The sequence below is a fragment of the Acinetobacter halobius genome (assembly GCF_044130335.1).
GTDB lineage: Bacteria > Pseudomonadota > Gammaproteobacteria > Pseudomonadales > Moraxellaceae > Acinetobacter.
Genome location: NZ_JBIQOD010000015.1, coordinates 37,435 through 62,983, shown reverse-complemented (window position 1 = coordinate 62,983; position 25,549 = coordinate 37,435). Strand labels below are relative to the sequence as shown.

Below are 25,549 nucleotides of genomic sequence, written 5' to 3'. Positions count from 1 at the left end.
TTAACATGCATGTTAAGATGATGCATCGCTTGACGGAGCGCGAGTAACAACTCGCTGAGATCATCTAAAGCTTTTTATGAAGTTTTGAAGATGAGTACCGTTGAACCTGATCAGGTTAAGACCTGCGTAGGAATCAAGCCATCTAAAAACTGAACGCCTTTCATTGAACTATTTCCAGTAGAAATACATTCGTTGCATTTGTATCCACAAATCAACAACACATAGAAATAGCTTCAATTGCCATCGTTTTTGGTCGTGCTTGATTCGTTGATGTCATTCATAAGGATCATTGCAATGAACCATTTAACGAATCTTTCCGCTGAAATTTCAGCACAACATGAACAAGATGCCAAAGACCTGACCCGTATCTTGCCTGCCTCTAAAAAAGTCTATATCCAAGGTTCGCGCCCAGACATTCAAGTCCCCATGCGTGAGATTGAACTGACCGAAACTCCAACAGGTTTAGGCGGTGAGTACAATCCGCCTGTCATGGTATATGACACCTCTGGCGTATATACCGATAGCAATGTCAGTATTGATCTGAATAAAGGTCTACCAAATGTTCGTGAAAGTTGGATTGAAGAGCGCGACGATACTGAAATATTAGACTGCCTCAGCTCAAGCTTTGGTCAAGAACGTTTACGGGATATTCGTACCGCTGAGATTCGCTTTGCGCATATTCAAAAACCGCGTCGTGCCAAAGCGGGCCACAATGTCACGCAGATGCATTATGCTAAACAAGGCATCATTACGCCTGAAATGGAATACATCGCTATTCGTGAAAATCAACGTCAACGCGAAGGGGTCGATGCACGTCAGCACGTGGGGCAAAACTTTGGCGCGCATAATTTGATGGAAATCACACCTGAGTTTGTGCGTAAAGAAGTGGCTGAAGGACGTGCGATTATTCCTGCCAATATTAACCACCCTGAAATTGAACCGATGATCATTGGTCGAAACTTCTTGGTGAAAATCAATGCCAATATTGGTAACTCGGCTCTCGGTTCTTCAATTGATGAAGAAGTCGCAAAAATGACGTGGGCAACCCGTTGGGGTGCAGACACCATCATGGACTTATCGACCGGTAAAAATATCCATGAAACCCGTGAGTGGATTATCCGTAACTCACCTGTTCCGATTGGTACCGTGCCTATCTATCAAGCTTTAGAAAAAGTCGATGGCGTGGCGGAAGACCTTACATGGGAAATCTTCAAAGACACGCTGATTGAGCAAGCGGAGCAAGGTGTAGACTATTTCACCATTCATGCGGGTGTCTTATTACGTTATGTACCGATGACTGCAAATCGTCTCACTGGCATTGTCTCTCGTGGCGGTTCGATCATGGCGCAGTGGTGTTTGGCCCATCATCAGGAAAACTTCCTCTATACACATTTCGATGAAATCTGCGAAATCATGAAAGCCTATGACGTGTCATTTAGTCTCGGTGATGGTCTACGTCCAGGTTGTATTCAAGATGCCAATGACGAAGCACAGTTCTCTGAGTTACGCACATTAGGTGAGCTCACTCATCGTGCGTGGAAACATGATGTTCAGGTGATGATTGAAGGGCCAGGGCATGTGCCTATGCATATGATCAAAGAAAACATGGATCTGCAACTTGAAGTTTGCCAAGAAGCGCCCTTCTATACTTTAGGTCCATTGACCACCGATATTGCCCCAGGTTATGACCATATTACTTCTGCGATTGGTGCGGCGATGATTGGTTGGTACGGGACTGCCATGCTGTGTTATGTCACCCCCAAAGAACACTTGGGCCTGCCGAACAAGAAAGATGTCAAAGATGGCATCATCACCTATAAAATTGCAGCGCATGCGGCAGATTTGGCCAAAGGTCATCCGGGTGCGCAAGTCCGTGACAATGCCCTGTCTAAAGCACGTTTTGAATTCCGCTGGGAAGATCAGTTTAATTTAAGCCTTGATCCAGACACGGCGCGTAGCATGCATGATGAGACTATGCCAAAAGAAGCACACAAATCTGCACACTTCTGTTCGATGTGCGGTCCGAAATTTTGTTCGATGAAAATCACCCAAAACGTCAGGGATTATGCACAAAATAAACAGAACACTGAACTGAATAAAATTCAGCAAGAAGAGGTTGAATCAGGCCTCAATAGCATGAAAAAACAGTTCCATGCAACAGGACAAAACTTGTACCAAAAAGTGTAAGTTCATAAAAAACCTTTTGTAATCATGCGATTCTCAGTTAGGATGAGGTGATAAATTTCATCCTGATTGAGCTTTATGAACATAATTAAGCAAGCTACATATCACCGTGAAGATGTCCAAATTGTAGACAGAACCTTTCTGTTTCGGGGTTTTATCCAAGTAGAAAAAGTAAATTTACGTCATCGTCTGTTTAATCAAACTGAGTACACCTCTGTGATTTCACGTGAGCTCATTCAGCGCCCTGAAGCGGCTGGTGTCTTGATTTATGACGATACACAACAAAAATTTGCACTGATTGAACAGTTTCGTATCGGCGCTATGGATGACCAAGATTCAGCTTGGCAGCTAGAAATTATTGCAGGGGTTTTAGATGGAGATGAATCACCCGAAAGTTGTATTCGTCGCGAAGCACTAGAAGAATCAGGTTGTCAGATTGAACAATTACAACATCTGTTCAGCTTCTATCCTTCTGCGGGCGCCTGTGCTGAACTGTTCCATCTGTATAGTGCTGCAGCCAATTTACCTGAACAAGGCGGTGTCTTCGGTATGCCAGATGAAGGTGAGAACATTTTATTGCACCTAATTGATTATGCGCAGATTGGTACATTACTTTCCAATGGTCGGCTCAGAAATGCGCCTGTCATAATGGCCTTGCAATGGCTACAACAACAGATTAAAACGACAAGGAATGTCTAAGGGGTCAGACATGACTTTAAATAATGAAAAAAATTGGATCATTGTCCAAATTTCCGATACGCACTTGATGGATCAAGATCATTTGGAATTTGTACATATGAATCCAGAGCAAAGCTTTCATCATGTGATGCAACACATTGTTGAACGCCATCCAAAAATTGATGCCATCGTCCATACAGGCGACTTGGCACAGGTTCCCGTGCCTCGGACTTATCAGCGCTATCTAGACTTTATGCAAAGTTTAAAGACGCCGTTTTACCAAGTGCCTGGCAATCATGACAATATTGAACACTTCCCTTTTCATGAGCAACAGAATAAAGCTCACGTTATTCACTTTGGTCCGTGGAGCGTAGTCTTACTCAATAGCGCAGTAAAAGGAAAAGTTGATGGATGGGTGGATGAAGCTCAGTTGATTCAGTTGGAACAGATTTTACAAGAGTTTGCACAACAGCATATTCTCATTGCTTGTCATCATCATCCCTTTGAAATGCAGTCCAAATGGATTGATCAGCATAAACTCAAGAATACCCCAGACCTCACTGCTGTGTTGGCACGACATACCAATGTCAAAATTGTCTTATCAGGTCATGTACATCAAGAATCATGGCGTGAATGGCACAATATTCAGTTTTATTCGACACCTTCAACCAGTGTGCAATTTAAGCCTTTAAGTGATCATTTTGCTTTAGATGAGCAAGCACCTGGTTATCGTATTTTACAATTAAATGCAGATGGAACACACGAAACACAGGTACAGCGCGTGTCACACGCGCAACAAAAAATAAATGTTGAAATTTCAGGTTATTAACTTTTCATTTTTCTCGTTTTCAATTACCTTAGTTGCTCTTACGAAAAAGTGATCAATTTAATCCAAACATCAAAGACTATCAAAATACTTAAAAAGTCTATATGATGACGACCCCCGAGGGTGGAATCTACTCGAGGGTGGATAAAAACACTTGCATATCACCATATTTTTTGCGTATTGAATACGTATATGATGAGGATTGCCCTAAATGGCGAATGACAACCAAAATACTGTCTTAGACGAACAAACTGATGTTGTAGATGAAAAATCTACAAAACGCGTGCGCAAAACTAAGCCCAAAGCGACTGACGGTGGTTCTACTGCTAGCTTATTTGGTATTGAACCTTATCAGCCGAAAAAAAATGAAGAATACATGTCTGAAGGTCAGCTGGAGCACTTCCGCCAGATCTTATTGGCTTGGAAAGCAGAGTTGATGTCAGAAGTTGACCGTACACTCAACACCATGCAAGACGAAAACACCGCTTTGCCTGATGTGAATGACCGTGCGACACAAGAAGAAGAGTTTGCAATTGAACTACGTACACGTGACCGTGAACGTAAACTCATCCGCAAAATCGAACAATCAATTGAAGCGATTAAAAACGACGACTATGGTTTCTGTGAAACCTGTGGTATCGAAATTGGTCTGCGCCGTTTAGAGGCTCGCCCAACTGCAACTTTATGTATTGACTGCAAAACGTTAGCAGAAATCAAAGAGAAGCAAAATAACGGTTAATCATGTTATTTAATAATCCTCCCCCAACCCCTCCTTTACAAAAGGAGGGGGACAACAGGATGGCTTATGTGGGTCGGTTTGCGCCATCGCCAACCGGCCCTTTGCATTTTGGTTCACTCATTACAGCCGTTGCCAGTTATTGCGAAGCAAAAGCACATCAGGGCTTATGGTTAGTACGCATTGAAGACACTGACATTCCCCGCATTTATCCTGGCAGTGAAAGCCATATCTTGCGTTGTATCGAAGCTTTCGGCTTTCAACCCGATGCAGAGATCATTTTCCAAAAAGATCGTCTCGATCTATACGAAAACGTCATTCAACAATTGCATCAACTCCAACTGGTCTATGCCTGTCAATGCACCCGCAAAATACTCGGTTCTAATCACATTTATGCAGGTACTTGCCGTGACCTTGCTCTGCCTTTTGAGCAACAAGCCATTCGCGTCAAAGTGGAAGATCTCGAGATTTGTTTTGATGATGCGCTGCAAGGCAGACACTGCTCGCAGCTGGCACATGAGCTCGGTGACTTTGTACTGAAACGCCGTGATGGCATTATCAACTATCAGTTAGCAGTCGTAGTAGATGACTACCTACAAGGTATCACCCATGTGGTTCGTGGTGCAGACCTTTTAGACAATACCGAGCGACAAATTTATTTAGGTCAGCTCTTAAATTACCCGCATCTTAACTATATGCATCTGCCTTTAGCCATGAATGATCAAGGGCAAAAACTATCTAAACAAAACATGGCACATGCACTCGATCTCAACCAAGCACCTGCTCTACTCGCTCAAGCGATACGCGCTTTAAATCAGCCAGCTGTCGAGTTAGACCACCCTGAACAAATGTTGCAACAAGCCATCGCACAATGGGATGTTTCGCTAATTCCGCATTGCACCACCCTGCACGGCACCTATGTATAGCAAAACGATTACGGCAGAAACTCAACACTAGGCATAGCATTCAACGTTTCAATTAAAGCAAATTCAAAACTGATGTAAACCATTACAGTTATATCCATCATAAAAGCATGAGGGATAAATGCACTGATGAAAAACAGAATTTAGGAACAGCTCAAACGCTATTCGCATAACAAAAAACATGTCCAGTATGCAAATAACATGATGAAAGAAGAATCAAGCTTAGAAGCTTGATTCTTCTTTCGTTGGGTTAGTGCTTTGTGTGCTAGCATCAATTTTTAAAATCAAACTAATCATCACTGCGCACATAATCAGAGATGAACCACCATAACTAATGAAAGGCAGGGTTAGACCTTTGGTTGGGAGCATCCCCATATTCATACCTGCATTGACCAAAATTTGCAGTAAGAAAATAATTGACACCCCATAAGCCAAATACCCCGCACGCAGGTACTGGTTTTTCAGTGCACGATGACCAATTTTGATACAACATACCAACATGGTAAAGGACAGAATTAAGACTGTCGTAATTCCGAAAAAACCAAACTCTTCACCTAAAATAGCCAGCATGAAGTCAGTATGAGCTTCTGGTAAATACGCCATTTTCTGCACGCTATGCCCAAGCCCTACACCAAACCACTCCCCACGCCCAAAGGCCATCAAGGCATTGGAAAGCTGATAACCCGTACCTAGTGGGTCTTCCCAAGGGTTAGAAAAGGACATTAAGCGCTCAAAACGGTAAGGCTCAAACACAATCAAAAAGACAAAGGCCGCAAAGATTGCACCAAAAGCCATACCAAACTGAATGAGGGGTGCGCCAGCAAGAAAGAAGATGCCGAGCATCATCAAGCTAATCACTACGGTTGCACCTAAGTCGGGCTCCGCAATAATCAAACCCACCGTCAACAGCATAATGATGCCGAGACGGATCAAGCCTTTGATGTTGTTCCTTACCTCTTCAGCACGGCGTACCACATAGTCCGCCGTGAAAATCGCCATCATTACTTTGGCAACCTCAGAGGCCTGCAAGGTGAAGCCCGCAACACGAATCCAGCGGGTCGAACCATTCACCTCTGTACCAACAACCAATACCGCGGCCAGCAGTAAAATGGTTAAGATCCACAACGGAAAAGTATTGTTAAACCAGACATTGAGTGGTATTCGATAGACGGCGTAGGCTAAAACACCCGCTACAACAATGGAAATCCCATGACGCAATACGTAGTGGAATGAATTCTCATGAAGGCGTTCAGCATACGGCATAGAAGCCGAAGCTACCATGATCGAGCCTAAACACAACAACGCTATCACACAAAAGATCAATACATTACGCGGTGTCACTTCACTGGGTACACGTGGCGCCCAACGGCTATAAAACTGGTTAATTTTATTGATCGTTGTCTGAGCAAACTCAGCCATCTCAATTTCCTTATTATTTTTAGTGGAGTTCTTGCACACAAGCGACAAACTGATGTCCGCGCTGTGGGTAACCACTGAACATATCAAAACTTGCACATGCAGGTGACAATAACACGACATCGTGGGCTTGGGTATGTTGTTGGCAAAGTGCAACCGCCTGCTCTAAAGTGTCAGCATGCAGTAAAGTCGTTGTTCCTGCCACGGCTTTTTCAATCAATACTGCATCTTCACCAATCAATACCGCCACTTTCACATATTTGCTCAAAGCTTCACGTAAGGCACTAAAGTCTTGCCCTTTACCTTGACCACCTAAAATGATCGCAACTTTGCCACCTTTGGCCGCAATTGCTGCACCTAAGCCATCAATTGCCGCTAAAGTTGCGCCGACATTGGTTCCTTTAGAGTCATTATAGTAACGGACCCCCTCAACGTCTTTCACAAACTCACAGCGATGCTCTAAGCCTTTAAAGCTTTTCAGCGTTTCCAACATCGACTCAAGCGGAAGATTAATCGCTTCACCCAAAGCTAAACAGGCTAAAGCATTGGCAACATTGTGTGTGCCTTGAATATACATCTCTGCACTATTCAATAACCGTGTGCGGCCACGAGCCAACCAAATCGTACCATCATCATCTCTTAACACACCGTACTGATTCATATCAGGAGCATTTAAACCAAAGCTTTGCATTGGTGTAGCATCAGGTACCAAAGGACGAGTGAGCGAGTCATCACGGTTATGAACAACTTTTTTCACACCTTGGAAAATACGATGCTTCGCGGTGTGATAACCCATCATATCGCCATGACGGTCAAGATGGTCTTCACTCATATTCAGCACCACCGCAACCTCAGCCTGTAAATTTGATGTGGTTTCTAACTGGAAGCTGGATAACTCCAAAATATATAGGTCTGGATCATCCTTGGTTAAGTCTAAAGCTGGACGGCCAAGATTGCCTCCCACCGCGACTTTCACACCTGCATGTTCAGCCATCAGCCCAATCAAGGTCGTCACGGTACTTTTTGCATTAGAGCCTGTAATCGCCATAATCGGTTTATCGGTTGCACGGCGTAGGATTTGAATCTCACTCACCACAGGAATGCCTTTGGCAATCGCAGCTTGAATTTCAGGTAGTTTCGGATCAAGCCCAGGACTAATAATGATTTCTTCAGCAGACAACAACAGCTCTGCGTCAAACTGACCAAAACTGGTTTGTACCTCTGCTGGAATTTGGTCATGACCGGGCGGGGTCGATCGAGAGTCCGTTACTGCAACGCGGTAGCCTTGGTTATGTAAAAAATTGACCGCTGCAACACCTGAAATACCGAGTCCTGCAACGACCTTAAGTCCACCACGTTGTATTAACATTTTCGCCCCATGCTTGGTCTGAAATTTATCTGCGGAAATGTTAGCACTTTGCTGTTTTGAATGCTTTTTCTGTTTTGACTTTCCCGCACTTTTTTTGTGTCAGTGCGTAAAAAAGCCGTCCCTATCGGACGGCTTTTTTATTTGTGAGTAAAAATCGTTTTATTTCCACTTCACCGCCTGAACTTCAGGCTTTTTTGCACTGCTGTCTTCTGTCGCTGGGCAGGCACAATTTCCACCACACCCACCAGACATCGCAGGTTTTAACCACGCTGCTAAACGCGTCCAACCGCGTGCTTCACATAGCTCCGCCAAGGATGTGAAAACTGAACCTGATGTCTGAGGAAATACTTTCTTAAACACCACCACCGCACTCCAGATCACTAGAGCAGCAACAATTAGAACTTCAATCATCTCAATCTCCTCGCCTATTTACACTGATTAGCCCAAATAGTGCGTTGCAATTTGATAGGTCAGGAATGACATTAAATAAGCCAAACCAAACAAGTAAATGGTCATAAAACTCACGGTTTTCCATGAACCTGTTTCACGTTTGACCGTCGCTAAGGTAGCCAAACAGTGCGGTGCATAAATAAACCACACCAGTAAAGATAGTCCTGTCGCTACCGACCAACCGAGCTCACCACCACTACTGATCAGTGAAGCCAAGCCTTGTGACATGGCATCATCATCGACAGCAGATAAGGCATATACCGTACCTAGAGCTGCCACCACCACTTCACGGGCTGCCATGGCTGGAATCAAAGCAATACAAATCTGCCAGTTGAAGCCCAGTGGCGCAAAAATCGGTTGCAGTAAATGACCAAGCATGCCTGCAAATGAATAATCAATTTCAGGTAAAGTCGCGCCTTCAGGGGCTTGCGGGAAAGTACACAAGAACCACAGCAAAATAGACAAGGCGAAAATGATACCACCTACACGACGTAAGAAGATCTTGGCACGGTCAAGTAAACCAATCCAAATATTCTTCAAGTCAGGGAAACGATAGCTTGGTAACTCCATCATCAACATATGTTGTGACTTGTCTTTCTGGAAAAATTTCAGAACGAAAGATACACACAGTGCACTCACAATCCCTGCCATATATAAAGCGAACAACACCAAGCCTTGTAAGTTAAACAAGCCCCAAACGGTTTGATTGGGGATGAATGCTGCAATCAATAATGCATATACAGGCAACCGTGCTGAGCAAGTCATCAACGGTGCAACAAAAATCGTGGTCAAACGGTCACGGGGATCGCTGATGGTTCGTGAAGCCATGATGCCCGGAATCGCACAAGCAAAACTAGACAAGAGTGGAATAAAGGCACGTCCTGAAAGACCTGCCTTATACATCAGTTTATCCAGCAAGAATGCAGCACGTGGCAAATAACCTGATTCTTCCAACACTAAAATAAAGAAGAATAGAATCAGAATCTGTGGCAAAAATACCACCACACCACCTGCACCTGCGATGATTCCATCCACCACTAAACTGTTGAGTAAAGGTTGACTAATCACCCCACCTGCGGTTTCACCCAACCAGCCAAAGAAAGTTTCAATCCCATCCATAAACGGCGCTGCCCAAGCAAAAACCGCTTGGAAAATAATAAACATCATCACAGCGAGGCTGACTAAACCGAGAACAGGATGCAAGAAAATTTTATCCAGAAAATCTGTTCGTTTGTCTTCTTCATCAACATACTGCACCACATCGTGCAATACATTCTCAACCTTCTGATGCGCCGTATCACCTTTTAAACCTGTCAACTCAGTATAAGGCACAGCATATTTACCCTGCTCTAAAGCACTGAGGAGACTTTCAATACCCGAGTTACGTACTGCAACGGTTTCAACAATGGGCACACCCAAACGCTCAGAAAGCTTTTGGGTATTGATTTGCATCCCACGGCGACGTGCTTCATCCATCATGTTTAAAACGATTAACATTGGACGACCCAATGCAATCAGTTCAATCACTAAACCAAGGTGAAGTTTGAGGTTGGTTGCGTCAACAACGCACAAGAAAGCATCTTGCTGACCTTCATCAGCAATTTTCCCCATCACCACGTCACGGGTAATCATTTCATCAGGGCTGGTCGCATCTAAGCTATACGTCCCTGGCAAGTCCAGAACGCGAACCGCTTGACCTGAAGGCAAACTAAACTGACCAACTTTACGTTCAACCGTTACACCCGCGTAGTTGCCGACTTTTTGACGGGTTCCAGTCAGATGGTTAAATAACGAAGTTTTACCGCAGTTAGGATTACCTACAAGGGCAACACGCAAGGCATCACTCATCTAGGTGCTCCTTCGACTTGAATTTCAATTTTTTCAGCTTCAACTTTTCTTAGGGCGAAACGTGTAAAACCCACTTGGATTAAAATGGGATCGCCTCCAAAAACGCCTTTGGTAATCACCTGTACTTTAGTACCTGCAACAAATCCTAGTGTTTCAAGACGACTAGCCACCAAGTCAGTCTGAGCTTCGCCATCCAAAGTACGATTCACTTTGCTAATGATGGCAGTTTGTTTGACTTTTAAATCAGATAAACGCACCGCATCCAACCCTTTAATATTTTGAACAGTATACAAACAAATGAGAATAATTACCAAATCAGATTCGATAATGATTCGCATCTGTTATAACACATCGACAAGCGAGAATGATTACACTACATTGAATAAACCCCAATCATTGTTTTGTATTTTTTGCTGATGTGCTGAAAAGTTATGCTAAATAAAAAACCGCGTATACCTGCGCCTGTTCAAATTCCAACCCAGCTCAGCTTTTTACATGGCTTTAAAGATTACCTCATTGCACAAACTGTCAGTCCGCATACGCGAAATGCTTATCTTTCCGACTTACTACAATGTAGTGAGTGCTGTGCTGTGAGCATGCCCGAATGGAGCAGTGATGATATCGCTGATGTTTTACTGGCACTTACGAAACAAGGCAAAAGTCCACGTTCAATTGCGCGCTGTCTATCCGCCATGCGTTCTTTTTTTAAGTTTTTACGGGAACAAAAACTACGCTCCGACAACCCCGTCGCACTGCATAAAACGCCCAAAATTGGCCGCGCACTGCCTAAAGATTTATCTGAGCAAGACGTGGATGCCTTAATTCAAGCACCCGATATTGAAACCGCTCTCGGACTGCGTGATCGTGCCATGTTTGAAGTACTGTATGCTTGTGGACTACGTGTATCTGAGCTACTTAACCTCCGCCTAGACTTAATCAATTTAAAACAAGGCTATTTAAGAATTACTGGTAAAGGCAATAAAGAACGACTGGTGCCTTTAGGGCAAATCGCAGTGGAATGGGTCGAGAAATATCTGCAAGAGTCTCGCCCACAGTTATATAAATCTGCAACCGACTATCTGTTTCTCACTCAACATGGGGGCATTATGAGTCGGCAAAATTTTTGGTACGCTATTAAACGCTATGCCTTACAAGCAGGGATTCAAGCAGAACTCTCGCCACACACCTTACGCCACGCTTTTGCAACCCATTTACTCAACCACGGTGCGGACTTGCGTGTGGTACAAATGCTCCTAGGACACAGTGATCTGTCGACAACACAAATTTATACCCATGTCGCACAAGTGCGTATGCAGCAACTGCATGCCATGCATCATCCACGTGCTTAAAGCCATTAACAAATATGCATGGAAGACTATTTTTAGCAGGAAGGCTACGAAGTATTACCGAGTCTTCTGCTTTTTTTGCTATGCTTGGCGCTCTGTTTTTATAAAGTCAAAAGAAAAAGGGTTATCTATGTTATTTACCCGTAAGCCATTGTTCATTGCCTGTGTCCTTGCCTCCTCTGTTCTGGTCACAGCATGTTCAAACAATACTGAAGAAAAAAAACAAGACTCTTTAACAGCAAGCGCTCCGGCCACGGGTGAAGCATCGACATTGTCGGAACGCAATGCGAAACAACGTTTAATTGACACGCTTCAAAAGCATTTCAAAACAGCCAACATCAATGCCAAAATCATTGACATTAAAGCCACCGAAGTACCCAACCTATTTTGGGTGAATCTTGAAGGAATGAGTTCTGTCTATACCACAGCAGACGGCAAATATATTATCCAAGGGGATGTGATTCGCTTAGGCGATAAAACCCTCCACAATGTTAGTGATAACCTACAAGCTGAGGCCAATAAAAAGCTATTAGCAGAACTGAAAACTGAAGATCTACTGGTTTATAAAGCCAAAGGCAAGACCAAACATGTGGTTTATGTCTTTACCGATGCCAGTTGTCCTTACTGCCATAAACTGCATGAGCACATCCCTGAAATCACAGCTCAAGGTGTCGAGGTGCGTTACATTGCATGGCCACGTGGCGAGCAGTTCATGCCTGCTATGGAAAGCGTGTGGTGTAGTGCAGACCGTCAAGCTGCGTTTGATCAAGCCATTTCAGGTGTTCAACTGCCACCTGCAACTTGTAAAAATCCAGTGCGGGATCAATACCAATTAGGTCTAAACATGGGTGTAAATGGTACGCCTGCGATTTATAACGAAGATGGTGAATATCTCGGTGGCTATTTGACACCAAGTGAATTATTAAATCGACTTAAATAACTAATTTTTATTTGTTATTTAACTAATATTTATAGTTAAACATAAAGTTATTTCTTTCCTAGAGTCTCACAGTTTTTTTAGCTATGATCTAAGCTTGATTTAATATTTATAAGTAAATTGGAGTGTGACGTGAAACCAGTTCGTCTGGCAATCCTCGGTCTTGGTACTGTGGGTGGTGGTGCCCTTAAACTACTAAAAGAAAATGCTGCTGAGATTAAACGTCGCACCGGTCGAGAAATTCAAATTACCTATGTCGGCACACGTCGTCCACGTCCAGATTTAGAGCTTGATCCAAGTATTAAACAAAGCTCAGATTTGTTAGATATTGTGCGTCAACCTGATGTCGACGTTGTAGTTGAAGTTATGGGTGGCATCCACCCTGCTTATGAAGTGATTAAGGAAGCCATTCTTCACGGTAAGCAAGTCGTTACAGCAAACAAAGCCTTACTGGCTGAACATGGCAATGAGCTGTTCAAACTGGCAGATGACAATGCGGTGCAAATCGCCTATGAAGCTGCAGTTGCAGGCGGTATTCCGATCATTAAAGTCATGCGTGAAGGTTTAGCTGCCAACCGTATAGACTGGTTAGCAGGTATTATTAACGGGACAGGAAACTTCATCCTGACTGAAATGCGTGAAAAAGGTCGTGCTTTTGCAGATGTGCTCAAAGAAGCGCAGGAACTCGGCTATGCCGAAGCAGATCCAACCTTTGACGTTGAAGGAATTGATGCTGCACACAAACTGACACTATTGGCATCTATTGCCTTTGGTATCCCGCTTCAATTCGATAAAGTCTTTACAGAAGGCATCAGCAAGGTCACTGCGCAAGATGTAAAATATGCTGAAGAACTGGGTTTCCGTATCAAACACTTGGGTATTGCCCGTCGTGCTGAAAACGGCATTGAACTCCGTGTACATCCAACGTTGATTCCTGAAGAGCAATTGATTGCCAATGTGAACGGTGTGAAGAATGCCGTATTGGTTCAAGCACATGCTGTCGGCCCAACATTGTATTACGGTGCAGGTGCAGGTGCAGGCCCAACTGCTTCTGCCGTGGTTGCAGACGTGATTGATATTGTCCGTGACATTTCTTATACCGAAGATGGTGCAGGAACAATTCCGCAATTGGCTTTTGAAGCATTAGCAGACTTACCTATTCTGCCACGTGAAGAAATGACCACAGGCTACTACATCCGTATTAATGCTGAAGATCAAACAGGTGTTTTGGCCGATGTCACCACAATTCTAAGCCGTGCTGGTATTAGTATTGATGCCATCATGCAGCAATCTCGCTTAAAAGACCTGATTCCAATCGTGATTTTGACTGATCCAGTCAAAGAATCAAAAATGGATGAGGCTCTTGCTCAAATTCAAGCCTTACCCGTCATTCATGGCGAAATCGTGCGAATTCGTTTAGAATCGCTTGATAATTAATCGGGTTGAGGGAAAGGCGCTTGTTCTCCCCTCACCAAGCTCTACACACAATTGGAACATCATCATGTCGAATGCCAATCGTTATACTGGTTTAGTTGACCGTTATCGCGACCGTTTACCAGTGTCTGCAACTACTCGCGCTATTTCTTTGGGTGAAGGTAATACGCCACTGATTAAACTTGAGAACATTCCACGTTTAATTGGCAAAAATGTTGAAATTTATGTGAAGTACGAGGGCTTAAACCCGACTGGTTCATTTAAAGACCGTGGTATGACCATGGCAGTCACTAAAGCCGTTGAAGAAGGCTCAAAAGCGATTATTTGTGCATCTACAGGGAATACCTCTGCAGCGGCAGCAGCTTATGCTGCACGTGCTGGCATCAAAGCATTCGTTTTAATCCCTGAAGGCAAAATTGCCATGGGTAAAATGGCACAAGCGATGATGTATGGTGCGATCACCATGCAAATCCGCGGTAACTTTGATGACGGTATGCGTCTGGTTAAAGAAATTGCAGATAAAGCGCCAGTAACCATCGTAAACTCAATCAACCCATACCGTTTGCAAGGTCAAAAAACCATTGCTTATGAAATCGTCGATGAGTTAGGTCGTGCACCAGATTACCACTGCCTACCAGTAGGTAACGCAGGAAACATTACTGCACACTGGATGGGTTATACCGAAGCAGTTGCCAATCAACCTGCAGATCAATTTGAGCAAGTGATTTACAATGCTGAAACTGATCAATTCACAGGTCCAAAACCTGAAGGCCTACCAACCATGGTGGGTTACCAAGCAGCAGGTGCTGCACCTTTCTTACGTGGTGCACCCGTTGAAAACCCTGAAACAGTTGCAACAGCAATTCGTATTGGTAACCCACAAAGCTGGAACCATGCGAAAGCAGTGGTTCGTGACTCTCAAGGTTGGTTTGACGAACTGACTGATGCAGAAATTTTAGAAGCACAGCGTTTACTTTCAATGTATGAAGGTGTCTTTGTAGAACCTGCTTCTGCAGCATCTATTGGTGGCGCAATCCGTGACATCAAAGCCGGTAAAATTGCAGAAGGTTCTGTGATTGTCTGTACCGTGACAGGTAATGGTCTAAAAGATCCTGATACTGCGATCAAGCAATGTTCTGACGCAGTTATGCTTTCAATTGATGCAACTTTAGAACAAGTTCGTGATTCAATTTTGTCGAATATGTAAGCTGAGTTAAAAGAAGAAGCCCTGCATATGCAGGGCTTTTTTGTGACTCAATTTTTGTTGTTGAGTGAACAAAAACAAAGTCAGGTTAAATACGTTTTGGTAATTGACTTGCCCAGTTCATTAGGCGCGTTGCATCATTGGTACGTGCTGCAGAGGAGTCCGCGCCCAATAATACCACCACTGCTGGACGGTTATTTAAAGTGGTATGCATCACCACACAACGACCAGCTTCATTAATGAAACCTGTTTTTGAAATATTAATATTCCAGCCACCATTACGAACTAAGGCATTGGTATTATTTGATTTTAATACACGATAACCCAAGTTAAAATCATAGCTTGCTGTGGTTGAGAACTGACGAATCAGACCATATTGTGATGCGGCATTAACCAAAATACCCAAGTCACGTGCTGAAGCCACATTACCCGGATGTAAACCTGTTGACTCCATATAATGCGTTGAATTCATGCCCAAAGATTTTGCTTTGGCATTCATCGCAGCAACAAAAGCTGAACGTCCACCTGGATAAGTCCGAGCAAGTGCTGATGCTGCAGGATTTTCTGACTTCATTAAAGCAAATAACAAAGCCTCTGCACGGTTCATACTATCACCCGCACGTAGAGATGAACTTGAACTTTTACAGCCTGAACACGAAAAGTCTGCTTGCTGTAAAGTAATGTTCTCAGACATATTTAAACGTGCATCTGAAATCACCACCGCGGTCATCAGTTTGGTAATGGACGCAATTGGCAGAGCGGTATTACTGTTTTTACTGTACAGCACCTCCCCAGTATTGCCATCCATGACTAATGCTGCACGTGCATTGACAGTTGGTTGGTTAGAATATTTCGATGTATCGAAAATTTGTGCAGTTTTAGCTGTGCTATTGGTAACAACACCATTTGAGCTTCGAATACTGGTGGTGACTTTTGTTGAACCCTGCGGAGCGTACTCCTCAGGATCTTCCATCATCTGATCATTAAGAAGCTGTTCTGCATCCGCAGCAGACCAACTCATAGTTGCTTGGCTCGATCCCGAACCCGGGTTGACCACCAAGTCTGCAAAGCTATGGGTACTGCTGGTCATTACAATTGACCATCCCAATAGATGCATTAAAAATTTATTTGATTTTTTCACTTTTATTCACTCAACTTCATAACCCATAAGATACATTTGCGTATCCACGCTCATTGCCTTACATTTGTACACAATGCGAATAGCATTGCCATCAACAGTGCGCATATCTTTTCAAATAAGCCTAAGAATAGGATTGCTAATTTTGTCGTTTCATTGCAAGCTTATTTTGCTTTATGTAACAAAAAATATGGTTTTTATAGTGAGGAAGTGCTAGGTGATCACAGTTTTAGTAGTAGATGACCATGAGTTAGTGCGTACAGGGATTTGTCGAATGCTCGAGGACCATGCCGATGTTCAAGTCATTGGCCAAGCTGAATCTGGTGAAGAAGCCATTAACCTTGTTCGTCAACATCATCCGAATGTCGTTTTATTAGATGTCAACATGCCTGGGATTGGTGGGGTAGAAACGACACGCCGTTTACTACAAACCGCACCTGACACTAAAGTTTTAGCCGTCAGCGGTTTAGCGGAAGAGCCTTATCCATCGTTATTACTCAAAGCTGGGGCTAAAGGTTACATTACCAAAGGTGCACCTGTAACTGAAATGGTTCGTGCCATCAATAAAGTGATGCAAGGCGGTAAATATTTCAGTGCTGATATTGCTGAGCAACTGGCCAGTTCTTATCTATCCGATACACAGACGTCACCTTTTGATGCCTTGTCTGAACGTGAAATGCAGGTCGCGATGATGGTGGTGAATTGCATCAGTGCGCAGGAAATTTCTGATAAACTTTTTGTCAGTGTAAAAACAGTCAATACCTATCGTTATCGCATTTTTGAAAAGCTCAACATCGACAGCGATGTAAAACTTACTCACTTAGCGATTCGTTACGGGCTGATCAAACCCTAATGTCTGCTCGCTAAAGACCGACATGGCTCGACACAATAGCAATATTCAACTCAACCAATACCGCTTAGGCATTTGGTATGCGTCGTATCGACTGTTTATTGGCTGTTGTTTACTGCTGGTATTTTTACTGACCTATGCGCAACTGTTTTCAAACTACCAATATCCAGCACTATATCGCTATGTACTGATTGGCTTTATTTTTATCAGTGCTTTTCAGCTCCTGAGCCTCAAGAATATACGGACACATATTCCGCTTCAGCTTACCTTACTGTTCATTGTCGATGTTGTCAGTCTCAGTTTACTCACCTTCGCCACAGATGGCCCTAACTTACAATTAAGTTTACTATTTGTGATCACGATTTTTGCCTCTTCCTTATTGGTGGATAAACAAAAAGCGCTCATCATTACTTTGATCGCAGTGATTACACTGGTTTATCAGCATTTTATTGGGACATTATTTTCAATTAGTTCACTCAACACCATTGGCAATAGTGCAGTGCTCGCCTTTTTATTTTTTGTGGTGTATGGGTCAGGTCAAATTGCTGTTCGACGCTTCCAATTCCTTGAAAACATAAACTTTTACCAATCTCAAGAATTAGATCAACTGCAAAATATTAACCGTTATATTCTTGAGCAAACCGAGCTGGGCTATTTGGTTCTCGATGAAAACTGCCATATTGTACTCAGTAACCCTGCAGCATGTGCACTCTTGGGTATTTCTCCGATTTATGCCAATGACAAATACCCTTTGTATAAAGCACAACCTGATTTATTCGAGCTACTCAAATTCGACCAACTGAAAAATGGGGAAAAATTCCAATTTAAATCACAGTTGAGTCGCTTTCAAATTCAAATCGAAATTCAAAAACTACAAGTCCCGAATCAAACGCTGACTTTATTTGTGCTGCAAGACGCACAGAAAATTAATCAACGCGTACAACAACTCAAACTGGCTGCACTGGGCCAACTTTCTGCCAGCATTGCACATGAAATTCGCAATCCTTTGGCAGCCATCACTCAAGCCAATGAACTGATGCAAGTCAATGGCCCACAACAAGAACTATTGCATAACATGATTGCCAAACAAGCTTCACGGATTGATAAAATTATTGGCGACACACTGAGCATGGCACGAAGTAAAGAAACCTATCCGACTTTAATTGATGTCGCAGCTTTTTTAGAACGTTTTATCATTGAAGATTTGCCCGATGTCAAAGAGCAAATTGACTGCCGTATTTCAGATCAAGCTTATATTCAGTTCGACGAACAACAACTGAGACAAGTGCTGATCAACCTGATTCGAAATGCCATCCGGCATAATGCAACGGAAGCTGAACATATTCAAATTCGCGTCTATAGCTATAAAAACCTTGTTCACATTGAGGTTTGCGATTTTGGAGACGGGGTCGCCACTCAGGATCAAACGACCTTGTTTCAACCGTTTTTCAGTACCTCAATCAATGGAACTGGTTTAGGATTATATTTATCCCATAGTTTCTGCGAAGCCAACCAAGCTAAGCTATACTATGTAGAACAAAAAATAGGGGCATGCTTTCGGATTGAATGCCCTCGTATAAACAATGACGTGTAATTTTCGGGGTTAAGCGTGGAAAAAAAACCACTTGTCTTATTGGTGGATGATGAACAAGACTTATGTACACTGATGCAAATGTCTTTAAGTCGAATGGGGATTGATACGCATATTGCCTATCGCTTACAGGAGGCTGTTCAAGCACTTAAAACACATCAATATGATGCCTGTCTGACAGATTTGAATTTACCTGATGGTAATGGATTAACGCTGGTGGATTTTATTGCTCAAAATTATCCTAATCTACCTGTAGCTGTATTAACTGCTTATGGCAACATGGATGTCGCGATTGCCGCATTAAAAGCGGGTGCTTTTGATTTTGTCAGTAAACCAATCAACCAAAAGCATTTAGAGCAACTTTTACAAAAGGCCTTTAACCAGCCTATCAGCCAGCTACATATTCAAGAAGATACGCTTGAACACAAACTGTTAATTGGTCAATCCCTTCCTATTCAACAGCTTCGTGTGACCTTGAAAAAAATTGCCCGCTCACAAGCCCCTGTCTTTATTACAGGTGAATCAGGAACTGGCAAAGAAGTGGTGGCCAATTTGGTACATCGCCTGAGTAACCGTAATGAAGGGCCATTTATTGCCATCAACTGTGGTGCTATCCCAACAGAACTGATGGAAAGTGAACTATTTGGACATCGTAAAGGTAGTTTCACAGGGGCAACCCAAGACAAACAAGGCCTGATCCTTTCTGCACATGGTGGCAGTCTATTTTTAGATGAAATTGCAGAACTGCCACTAACCATGCAAGTCAAACTCTTACGTGCAGTACAAGAAAAGCGTATTCGTCCCATTGGTAGCGATACCGAAATTGATGTCGATTTCCGTGTGATTAGTGCCAGCCACCAAGACCTTGAAGCCTTAGTACAACAAGGTAAATTCCGTCAGGACTTATATTTCCGCATCCATGTTATGGACATTGTACTGCCTGCCCTACGTGAGCGCGGTAATGACATTATTCTTTTGGCACAGCATTTCATTCAGAAAATCTGTCAAGAGTGGGACATCCCGGTCAAAACTCTAAGTGAACGTGCACGTGAGTTTTTATTGGCCCAATATTATCCGGGCAATGTGCGTGAACTGCGCAATATGATGGAACGTGCCATCACTTTAAGTGATGAAAGCAGTATTGACTTACTGCACTTGCAAACCGCCCCACTGCGACCGATTGCACAGGCCAACTATACTAATGCCACACAACAGGGTGCGATTGGTACTGATCAACTTAGCCCTGTGCCTTCACGCAAATTACCTGAAGAAGGCTTAGAGCTGTATTTAGAAAAAATTGAAAAAGAAATTTTGATGAATGCACTCAATCTCACCCACTGGAACCGAACACTGGCGGCTAAAAAGCTCGGCATGTCATTCCGTTCTTTACGTTATCGCTTGAAGAAATTCGGACTCGATGGTGAAGACGATTCCGTTTAAAGACTTAACGACGGTTAATTAAAATCTCTGCCACATGTTCAACATAGCTTTCGTCTTTGAGTTCGTGTGGCATTGGATAAACCTGATTTGGCGCAATTCCCACCCCTTCAATCATCTGACCAGTTGGCGTGTAATAGTGAGACACGGTCATTTGCAAAGCTGCACCATTGGACAGTGGAAAAAGTTTCTGCACGACCCCTTTGCCATAACTTTTCTCACCAATCACCCATGCTCGCCCATGTTCCTTGAGCGCCGCAGTAAATACTTCTGCCGCTGATGCAGAGCGATCATTGATTAAAATTCCTACTTTCAAGTTTTGAAACTCAAAGCTTGGTAAGGCCTGAAACTGCTGATCACCCTCAGAGCGGCTTTTCGTTGAAACAATGACGCCTTGATTTAAAAATAGATCAGCAGATTCCACTGCAGCAGACAACAATCCTCCCGGGTTATTCCTGAGATCAATCAACACTGCTTTTAGACGCGACGAATGGTGTTCTTCAATCAACTGTTGAATTTCGTTGGCGGTATCTTGTTGGAAAACACGAACTTTCAGCACCAATACTTGGTTGTTCAATAACTGAGACTGAATATCTGTTTCAACCTTTCGGGTTCTCACCACATTGATTGGAACAGAATTGGCTTTCAATTGAAGGCTCACCGTACTGCCGATGGCACCACTGAGTAAATCATTCACCTGAGTATGGCTGAGCTTATGTAATTCCTGATCATCTATTTTAAAAATGGCATCTGCATTTTTTAAACCCAATTTGCTCGAGTCTGAATCAGGTTTCAGCCCACGTATCAGCCATTGTTGTAAGCGGGAATCAAATACTAAACCAAAATCTACCGAAGCCAAATCTCCTTCAGTATATTGCACCAACTGCTTATATTCTTGCGGTGATAAATAGCGGGAATAACGGTCTAAACCGCCGACCAAGCCTTTAATGGCCTGTTGAAAAAGAGCATCATCACTGCGTTCAGCCACATAATTATCTTTGACTAAACCATAAATTTGCACAAATTGTTGAATGGATTCTATTGGAACCTCAACATAGCCCTGTTCCAATTCATCATCAAAAGCAGGTGCAGTCGCTGTTTTTGCAACAGCACCCACTGAGTGGATCAAAGCAAAACCTAAAGCAATCATTACACCTATTGAAGTCCACGATGCTTTTGCCATTTATCCACCCAAATTGATTTATACGTCTAATGTAATTAAGTTACGACCTTGCATTTCTGTAGGAACAGGAATGTGCATTAAGCTGAGTAGCGTTGGTGCGACATCAGCCAATACGCCACCTTCAGCGATGGTTGCTTGCGTTGGTCCTACATAAATGAACGGCACGAGCTCTGTGGTATGCTGCGTATGTACCTGACCGCTATGATAATCCTGCATTTGTTCAACATTACCATGGTCAGCTGTAATTAACATATGACCTTTTTGTGCCATCACCGCTTCATAGACACGGCCTAAGCATAAATCAACGGCTTCCACTGCTTTCACCGCAGCATTAAACACGCCCGTATGGCCAACCATGTCGCCGTTGGCATAGTTCACCACCAACAGATCAAACTCGCCTGAGTTAATCGCAGCCACCAATTCATCGGTTACTTCATATGCGCTCATTTCTGGCTTGAGGTCATAAGTCGCAACATTCGGTGAAGGAATCAAAATACGTTTTTCACCTGGATATTCATCTTCACGACCACCGCTAAAGAAGAACGTCACATGTGCATATTTCTCAGTTTCAGCAATACGCAATTGGGTTTTGCCAAGGTCTGAAAGATATTCACCAATCGAGTTTTTCAATGCTTCAGGCATATACGCTACAGGCGCATCAATACTAGCTTGGTAACGTGTCAACATGACAAATTTCGATAAGTTGGGTACGACTTTACGTGCAAAACCTGCAAAATCTTTTTCAACAAACGCTTTAGTGATCTCACGTGCACGGTCGGCACGGAAGTTCATAAAGACAATACTGTCACCATCTTCAACTTTCACAGCATCGCCAATACGTGTTGCTTTGACAAACTCATCCGACTCATCAGCCGCATAAGCCAGTTCCAAACCTTCAACTGCCGTAGCCGCAGTACGTGTAGCTTCAGACTCTGTGAGTAAACGATAAGCTTGCTCTACACGGTCCCAACGATTGTCACGATCCATCGCAAAATAACGACCAATCAAGCTGACAATACGTCCTTGATTTGGATATTGAGCAAACAATGCATCTAATTTTTCTAAAGAGGGTTGAGCACTGCGTGGCGGCGTATCACGACCATCTAAGAAGGCATGAAGGTACACGGTTGCACCACGTTTTAACGCAAGTTCAGCCATAGCCACAATATGATCTTCGTGTGAATGTACCCCACCTTCAGACAACAAGCCCATGATGTGTATCACACCACCCGCTGCTTTGGCTTTCTCAACAGCATCGACCAACACTTCATGCTCAAAAAAAGCACCTGTGCGAATGTCTTTGGTGATTCGGGTAAAGTCTTGATAGAGCACACGCCCTGCGCCCAAGTTCATATGACCCACTTCAGAGTTGCCCATTTGACCATCTGGTAAGCCGACGTCTTCACCAGAGCCTGAAATTAAGCTATGCGGATGCTTTGCTTCAATAGCTGTTAAATTTGGTCGATTTGCTGCTAAAAATGCATTGTCTTCGACCGCCTCACGATGACCCACACCATCCATAATCACCAATACGTGAGGAATTTTGCCAGCAGTTGCATCCGCCATAATAAACACTCTTTTTTGTCTACAAATTAATCGCTATATCTTACCGAATTTTCGGTCAAGACTCTATGCAGGCATGATGGTTTAACACCATCATTCGCATTGTTTTCTTCAATATCGTACAGTTAACGCGCACGTTGTAATAAATAACCGCCTGCTGTAAACATCAACAAGATCGGCACAAAAACAAACCACGCAGGTGATGGTGAATACACCAAACTTGCATACCCCAAGAAGTCTTGTAGGTAAAAGAATCCTAAACCTGTAAACAGTGCAATCACCAAACGAAAGCCCATCGACTGTTGGCGAAGTGGACCAAAAATAAAGGAACACGCAATCAACACCAAGGCAATTAAAGCAAATGGAGAGGCCACTTTCTGCCAAAAAGCCAACTGATACGTTTTAGGCACTTGGCTGTATTCATGCATATAACTCATGAAACTGACCAATTGACTCGGTGAGAGATCTTCAGGATCAATAGTCACCATATGTACATATTTCGGTTGTAAAGCTAAGGCCAAAGGCATCTCAGTTGCTTTTTGTAAAGATGCATTCCCCGTTTCTAGCAAATCGACTTGTGCAGTATTCTGTAAAATCCAACGGCCATCTTGTACAAATTGCCCCTGTTCGGCATTCAATACCCCTTTTAAACGGGCATCCCGATCAAAGTCAACCACTTGCACATTTTTCAATTGACCTTGAGAGTTGGCATAATCGACATAAATAAAGCGTTGCCCTTCTCGCGTCCAATAACCACGGACTTCGCCCAACTCAGCAGCCGTTCGATGACTTTTCACACTTTTGGCTTGCTCATTGGTATAGGGAATCACCCATTCACTTAGAGCAAAAGACAGCACCACTAAAATCAATGCCGAACGAATCACCCAACCGACGATCCGCCAAAGACTCACACCAACAGAGCGCATCACTATCAGCTCACTGTTCGATGCCAAAGTGCCCAAGCCCAATACAGAACCAATCAGTGCTGCAATCGGCAGAATTTCATACAAATATTGTGGTGCCCCCCATAGGACGTAGCGTAAAGCATCCAACGCCCCATACCCATCTTTGAGAGAGCCTAACTCACCTAAATAAGTAAACAGAATTTGTAGAACTGATAAAATGGCTGTGGCACCTATCATTGCCATCGCGGTGGTTTTGGTCACATGTTTTGCGACTATACGACGTGCGAACATGATTAAGACCCCGCTCGTTGTAATGTTTTCTTAATTTTGGGTGCAAGCTTTTGTTTACGAGAAAACAGTGCTGCTGCAATCGCATAAATCACCAAAATCAGTGGATAAGCCCAAATGCCCATTTCTTCTTTGCTGACCCGAGTTTTAATGGCCATTAACGCCACAATCAGACTGGCAAAAATCAGTAATGCTGGAAACAGCTTTAAATAACGCCCTTGACGTGGACTCACTTCAGATAAGGCTACAGCAAGCATCAATGCGACCACAATCGCAAAGGGCACAAAAATACGCCAACCCAATTCACTCGCCACGACAGGATCATTACGATTATCCCAAAGTTTCACAGTAGACAGTGCTTCAACATCAGCACTTTCAAACTTCGCTTCTTTATCATTTTCTAAACGTAGACGATAAGACTGAAACTCCGCTTGCGTATAACGCGGCTGTCCTGGATAAATTTCATAACGTCGACCCTGTACCAAGTCCACCACATTGGCAGGATCATTTTTAATTTCAACACGTGTGGCTTCTTTGGCCAAAATCATGACATCAGGCTTACCCTCTTTTTCAGCACGCTGATAAAAGAAAATATCTTTGAGATTCTTGCGGTCTTCCGACAAATCACCTGCATAAATAGTATAAGGGCCAGATGAAATGAACTCTTTAGGGCGAACCAGATCAAACCCTGTTCGAACTGCCTGACTGGTGGTGAGTTGTTCAAATTGACGAACACCCCACGGCGCCATCCACAACATTAAAATTGCTTGGACAGCAAGATAAACCACCGTAAGTGGAATCAGAAGCCGTCCTAACTGATTACGACTAACCCCACTACCATTAAGTACCGCCATTTCATGATCGACATATAAACGACCAAACACCAGCATCAAACCAATGAAGAAGCCTAGAGGAAGTATGAGCGTTAAAAATTCAGGCAAACGATAGCCAATAATGCTAAATAAAATACCTGCATCCAAGCGACCTTGTGCGGCTACACCAAAATACTTGATCAAACGACCGCCCATCATGATCAAGGTCAATAAGGCAATCACAACCAAGGATGTCGACACCACTTGTTTGACCAGATAACGCCGAATAATCAAATTAATGCTTCCAAAAATAGGTGAATAAAAACTAGCGCTAGTTTACCCGAATAGTGAAAATATAAAACCTGTACTCTTGTTGCACTTTGCAACTCTATTCATGTTAATGTTTCAGTGGTTTAATCATTTTCAAACTT

At 43.3% G+C, this 25,549-nt stretch carries 22 protein-coding genes and 1 riboswitch; of the genes, 12 read left to right on the top strand and 10 right to left on the bottom strand.

What is annotated here, in order from left to right:
- Positions 1-23: 23 nt before the first annotated feature.
- A riboswitch (TPP riboswitch) is annotated at positions 24-150 on the top strand.
- Between the two features lie 144 nt (positions 151-294).
- From thiC to gluQRS, 5 genes are all read left to right on the top strand, one after another.
- Positions 295-2,187 (top strand): phosphomethylpyrimidine synthase ThiC, encoded by a 1,893-nt coding sequence (gene thiC / locus ACE01U_RS12980; RefSeq protein WP_395579647.1) that lies wholly within the window; start codon positions 295-297, stop codon positions 2,185-2,187.
- Between the two features lie 75 nt (positions 2,188-2,262).
- Positions 2,263-2,883 (top strand): NUDIX domain-containing protein, encoded by a 621-nt coding sequence (locus tag ACE01U_RS12975; protein WP_086209759.1) that lies wholly within the window; start codon positions 2,263-2,265, stop codon positions 2,881-2,883.
- A 10-nt stretch (positions 2,884-2,893) separates the two neighbouring features.
- Complete coding sequence (gene cpdA, locus ACE01U_RS12970; RefSeq protein WP_110974809.1) at positions 2,894-3,691, top strand: 3',5'-cyclic-AMP phosphodiesterase; 798 nt, start codon at positions 2,894-2,896, stop codon at positions 3,689-3,691.
- 208 nt (positions 3,692-3,899) lie between these two features.
- Complete coding sequence (gene dksA, locus ACE01U_RS12965) at positions 3,900-4,427, top strand: RNA polymerase-binding protein DksA (RefSeq protein WP_004692816.1); 528 nt, start codon at positions 3,900-3,902, stop codon at positions 4,425-4,427.
- 2 nt (positions 4,428-4,429) lie between these two features.
- Positions 4,430-5,350: a tRNA glutamyl-Q(34) synthetase GluQRS gene (gene gluQRS / locus ACE01U_RS12960; protein WP_395579645.1), complete on the top strand. Its 921-nt coding sequence runs from the start codon at positions 4,430-4,432 to the stop codon at positions 5,348-5,350.
- A 219-nt stretch (positions 5,351-5,569) separates the two neighbouring features.
- Here the strand turns inward: gluQRS and ftsW are convergent, their stop codons facing one another.
- The 5 genes from ftsW to ACE01U_RS12935 all read right to left on the bottom strand — a co-directional run bounded on the left by ftsW (position 5,570) and on the right by ACE01U_RS12935 (position 10,687).
- Positions 5,570-6,766 (bottom strand): putative lipid II flippase FtsW, encoded by a 1,197-nt coding sequence (ftsW, locus tag ACE01U_RS12955; protein ID WP_086209762.1) that lies wholly within the window; start codon positions 6,764-6,766, stop codon positions 5,570-5,572.
- 19 nt (positions 6,767-6,785) lie between these two features.
- Positions 6,786-8,132, bottom strand: a complete 1,347-nt coding sequence (gene murD, locus ACE01U_RS12950) for a UDP-N-acetylmuramoyl-L-alanine--D-glutamate ligase (RefSeq protein ID WP_395579644.1) — start codon at positions 8,130-8,132, stop codon at positions 6,786-6,788.
- 159 nt (positions 8,133-8,291) lie between these two features.
- Positions 8,292-8,543 carry a DUF6587 family protein gene (locus ACE01U_RS12945; protein WP_086209764.1) on the bottom strand — a complete coding sequence of 84 codons (252 nt, stop codon included), beginning with the start codon at positions 8,541-8,543 and terminating at the stop codon, positions 8,292-8,294.
- 27 nt (positions 8,544-8,570) lie between these two features.
- On the bottom strand, positions 8,571-10,430 hold the full coding sequence (gene feoB, locus ACE01U_RS12940; RefSeq protein WP_086209765.1) for a ferrous iron transporter B: 1,860 nt from the start codon (positions 10,428-10,430) through the stop codon (positions 8,571-8,573).
- Positions 10,427-10,687, bottom strand: a complete 261-nt coding sequence (locus ACE01U_RS12935; protein WP_213033328.1) for a FeoA family protein — start codon at positions 10,685-10,687, stop codon at positions 10,427-10,429. Before ACE01U_RS12935 ends, feoB begins: the two co-directional genes overlap by 4 nt.
- A gap of 174 nt (positions 10,688-10,861) precedes the next feature.
- Between ACE01U_RS12935 and xerD the strand changes: the two genes are divergently transcribed.
- The 4 genes from xerD to thrC all read left to right on the top strand — a co-directional run bounded on the left by xerD (position 10,862) and on the right by thrC (position 15,354).
- A complete protein-coding gene (gene xerD / locus ACE01U_RS12930) occupies positions 10,862-11,779 on the top strand; it encodes a site-specific tyrosine recombinase XerD (RefSeq protein ID WP_086209767.1) in 918 nt (305 codons plus the stop codon).
- 127 nt (positions 11,780-11,906) lie between these two features.
- On the top strand, positions 11,907-12,716 hold the full coding sequence (locus ACE01U_RS12925; protein WP_086209768.1) for a DsbC family protein: 810 nt from the start codon (positions 11,907-11,909) through the stop codon (positions 12,714-12,716).
- A gap of 129 nt (positions 12,717-12,845) precedes the next feature.
- Positions 12,846-14,150, top strand: a complete 1,305-nt coding sequence (locus ACE01U_RS12920; RefSeq protein WP_086209769.1) for a homoserine dehydrogenase — start codon at positions 12,846-12,848, stop codon at positions 14,148-14,150.
- A 64-nt stretch (positions 14,151-14,214) separates the two neighbouring features.
- Positions 14,215-15,354 (top strand): threonine synthase, encoded by a 1,140-nt coding sequence (gene thrC, locus ACE01U_RS12915; RefSeq protein ID WP_058868731.1) that lies wholly within the window; start codon positions 14,215-14,217, stop codon positions 15,352-15,354.
- An 85-nt stretch (positions 15,355-15,439) separates the two neighbouring features.
- Here the strand turns inward: thrC and ACE01U_RS12910 are convergent, their stop codons facing one another.
- Positions 15,440-16,492: a serine hydrolase family protein gene (locus ACE01U_RS12910; protein ID WP_139841364.1), complete on the bottom strand. Its 1,053-nt coding sequence runs from the start codon at positions 16,490-16,492 to the stop codon at positions 15,440-15,442.
- Positions 16,493-16,706: 214 nt separating this feature from the next.
- Here ACE01U_RS12910 and gacA point away from each other — a divergent pair, with 214 nt between their 5' ends.
- The 3 genes from gacA (at position 16,707) to ACE01U_RS12895 (ending at position 20,370) form a co-directional block, all read left to right on the top strand.
- Positions 16,707-17,342 (top strand): response regulator transcription factor GacA, encoded by a 636-nt coding sequence (gene gacA, locus ACE01U_RS12905; protein ID WP_086209771.1) that lies wholly within the window; start codon positions 16,707-16,709, stop codon positions 17,340-17,342.
- A gap of 22 nt (positions 17,343-17,364) precedes the next feature.
- Entirely contained in the window at positions 17,365-18,933 is a 1,569-nt protein-coding gene (locus tag ACE01U_RS12900; protein ID WP_086209772.1) for a sensor histidine kinase, read from the top strand.
- Between the two features lie 72 nt (positions 18,934-19,005).
- Positions 19,006-20,370 carry a sigma-54-dependent transcriptional regulator gene (locus tag ACE01U_RS12895; RefSeq protein WP_395579654.1) on the top strand — a complete coding sequence of 455 codons (1,365 nt, stop codon included), beginning with the start codon at positions 19,006-19,008 and terminating at the stop codon, positions 20,368-20,370.
- Between the two features lie 4 nt (positions 20,371-20,374).
- Here ACE01U_RS12895 and ACE01U_RS12890 read toward each other — a convergent pair whose 3' ends face one another.
- From ACE01U_RS12890 to lptF, 4 genes are all read right to left on the bottom strand, one after another.
- Positions 20,375-21,550, bottom strand: a complete 1,176-nt coding sequence (locus ACE01U_RS12890) for a S41 family peptidase (RefSeq protein WP_086209774.1) — start codon at positions 21,548-21,550, stop codon at positions 20,375-20,377.
- 18 nt (positions 21,551-21,568) lie between these two features.
- Positions 21,569-23,116, bottom strand: coding sequence for a 2,3-bisphosphoglycerate-independent phosphoglycerate mutase (gene gpmI / locus ACE01U_RS12885; RefSeq protein ID WP_395579643.1), 1,548 nt, complete (start codon positions 23,114-23,116; stop codon positions 21,569-21,571).
- 122 nt (positions 23,117-23,238) lie between these two features.
- Entirely contained in the window at positions 23,239-24,309 is a 1,071-nt protein-coding gene (lptG, locus tag ACE01U_RS12880) for an LPS export ABC transporter permease LptG (RefSeq protein WP_110974815.1), read from the bottom strand.
- 2 nt (positions 24,310-24,311) lie between these two features.
- Positions 24,312-25,412 carry an LPS export ABC transporter permease LptF gene (gene lptF / locus ACE01U_RS12875; RefSeq protein ID WP_086209777.1) on the bottom strand — a complete coding sequence of 367 codons (1,101 nt, stop codon included), beginning with the start codon at positions 25,410-25,412 and terminating at the stop codon, positions 24,312-24,314.
- Between the last annotated feature and the right edge of the window lie 137 nt (positions 25,413-25,549).

What these genes read in the sequence shown, in the direction of transcription:
- thiC (WP_395579647.1), top strand. Translation starts at nt 295, where the DNA reads ATGAACCATTTAACGAATCTTTCCGCTGAAATTTCAGCACAACATGAA.
- ACE01U_RS12975 (WP_086209759.1), top strand. Translation starts at nt 2,263, where the DNA reads ATGAACATAATTAAGCAAGCTACATATCACCGTGAAGATGTCCAAATT.
- cpdA (WP_110974809.1), top strand. Translation starts at nt 2,894, where the DNA reads ATGACTTTAAATAATGAAAAAAATTGGATCATTGTCCAAATTTCCGAT.
- dksA (WP_004692816.1), top strand. Translation starts at nt 3,900, where the DNA reads ATGGCGAATGACAACCAAAATACTGTCTTAGACGAACAAACTGATGTT.
- gluQRS (WP_395579645.1), top strand. Translation starts at nt 4,430, where the DNA reads ATGTTATTTAATAATCCTCCCCCAACCCCTCCTTTACAAAAGGAGGGG.
- ftsW (WP_086209762.1), bottom strand. Translation starts at nt 6,766, where the DNA reads ATGGCTGAGTTTGCTCAGACAACGATCAATAAAATTAACCAGTTTTAT.
- murD (WP_395579644.1), bottom strand. Translation starts at nt 8,132, where the DNA reads ATGTTAATACAACGTGGTGGACTTAAGGTCGTTGCAGGACTCGGTATT.
- ACE01U_RS12945 (WP_086209764.1), bottom strand. Translation starts at nt 8,543, where the DNA reads ATGATTGAAGTTCTAATTGTTGCTGCTCTAGTGATCTGGAGTGCGGTG.
- feoB (WP_086209765.1), bottom strand. Translation starts at nt 10,430, where the DNA reads ATGAGTGATGCCTTGCGTGTTGCCCTTGTAGGTAATCCTAACTGCGGT.
- xerD (WP_086209767.1), top strand. Translation starts at nt 10,862, where the DNA reads ATGCTAAATAAAAAACCGCGTATACCTGCGCCTGTTCAAATTCCAACC.
- ACE01U_RS12925 (WP_086209768.1), top strand. Translation starts at nt 11,907, where the DNA reads ATGTTATTTACCCGTAAGCCATTGTTCATTGCCTGTGTCCTTGCCTCC.
- thrC (WP_058868731.1), top strand. Translation starts at nt 14,215, where the DNA reads ATGTCGAATGCCAATCGTTATACTGGTTTAGTTGACCGTTATCGCGAC.
- ACE01U_RS12900 (WP_086209772.1), top strand. Translation starts at nt 17,365, where the DNA reads ATGGCTCGACACAATAGCAATATTCAACTCAACCAATACCGCTTAGGC.
- ACE01U_RS12895 (WP_395579654.1), top strand. Translation starts at nt 19,006, where the DNA reads ATGCAAATGTCTTTAAGTCGAATGGGGATTGATACGCATATTGCCTAT.
- ACE01U_RS12890 (WP_086209774.1), bottom strand. Translation starts at nt 21,550, where the DNA reads ATGGCAAAAGCATCGTGGACTTCAATAGGTGTAATGATTGCTTTAGGT.
- gpmI (WP_395579643.1), bottom strand. Translation starts at nt 23,116, where the DNA reads ATGGCGGATGCAACTGCTGGCAAAATTCCTCACGTATTGGTGATTATG.
- lptG (WP_110974815.1), bottom strand. Translation starts at nt 24,309, where the DNA reads ATGTTCGCACGTCGTATAGTCGCAAAACATGTGACCAAAACCACCGCG.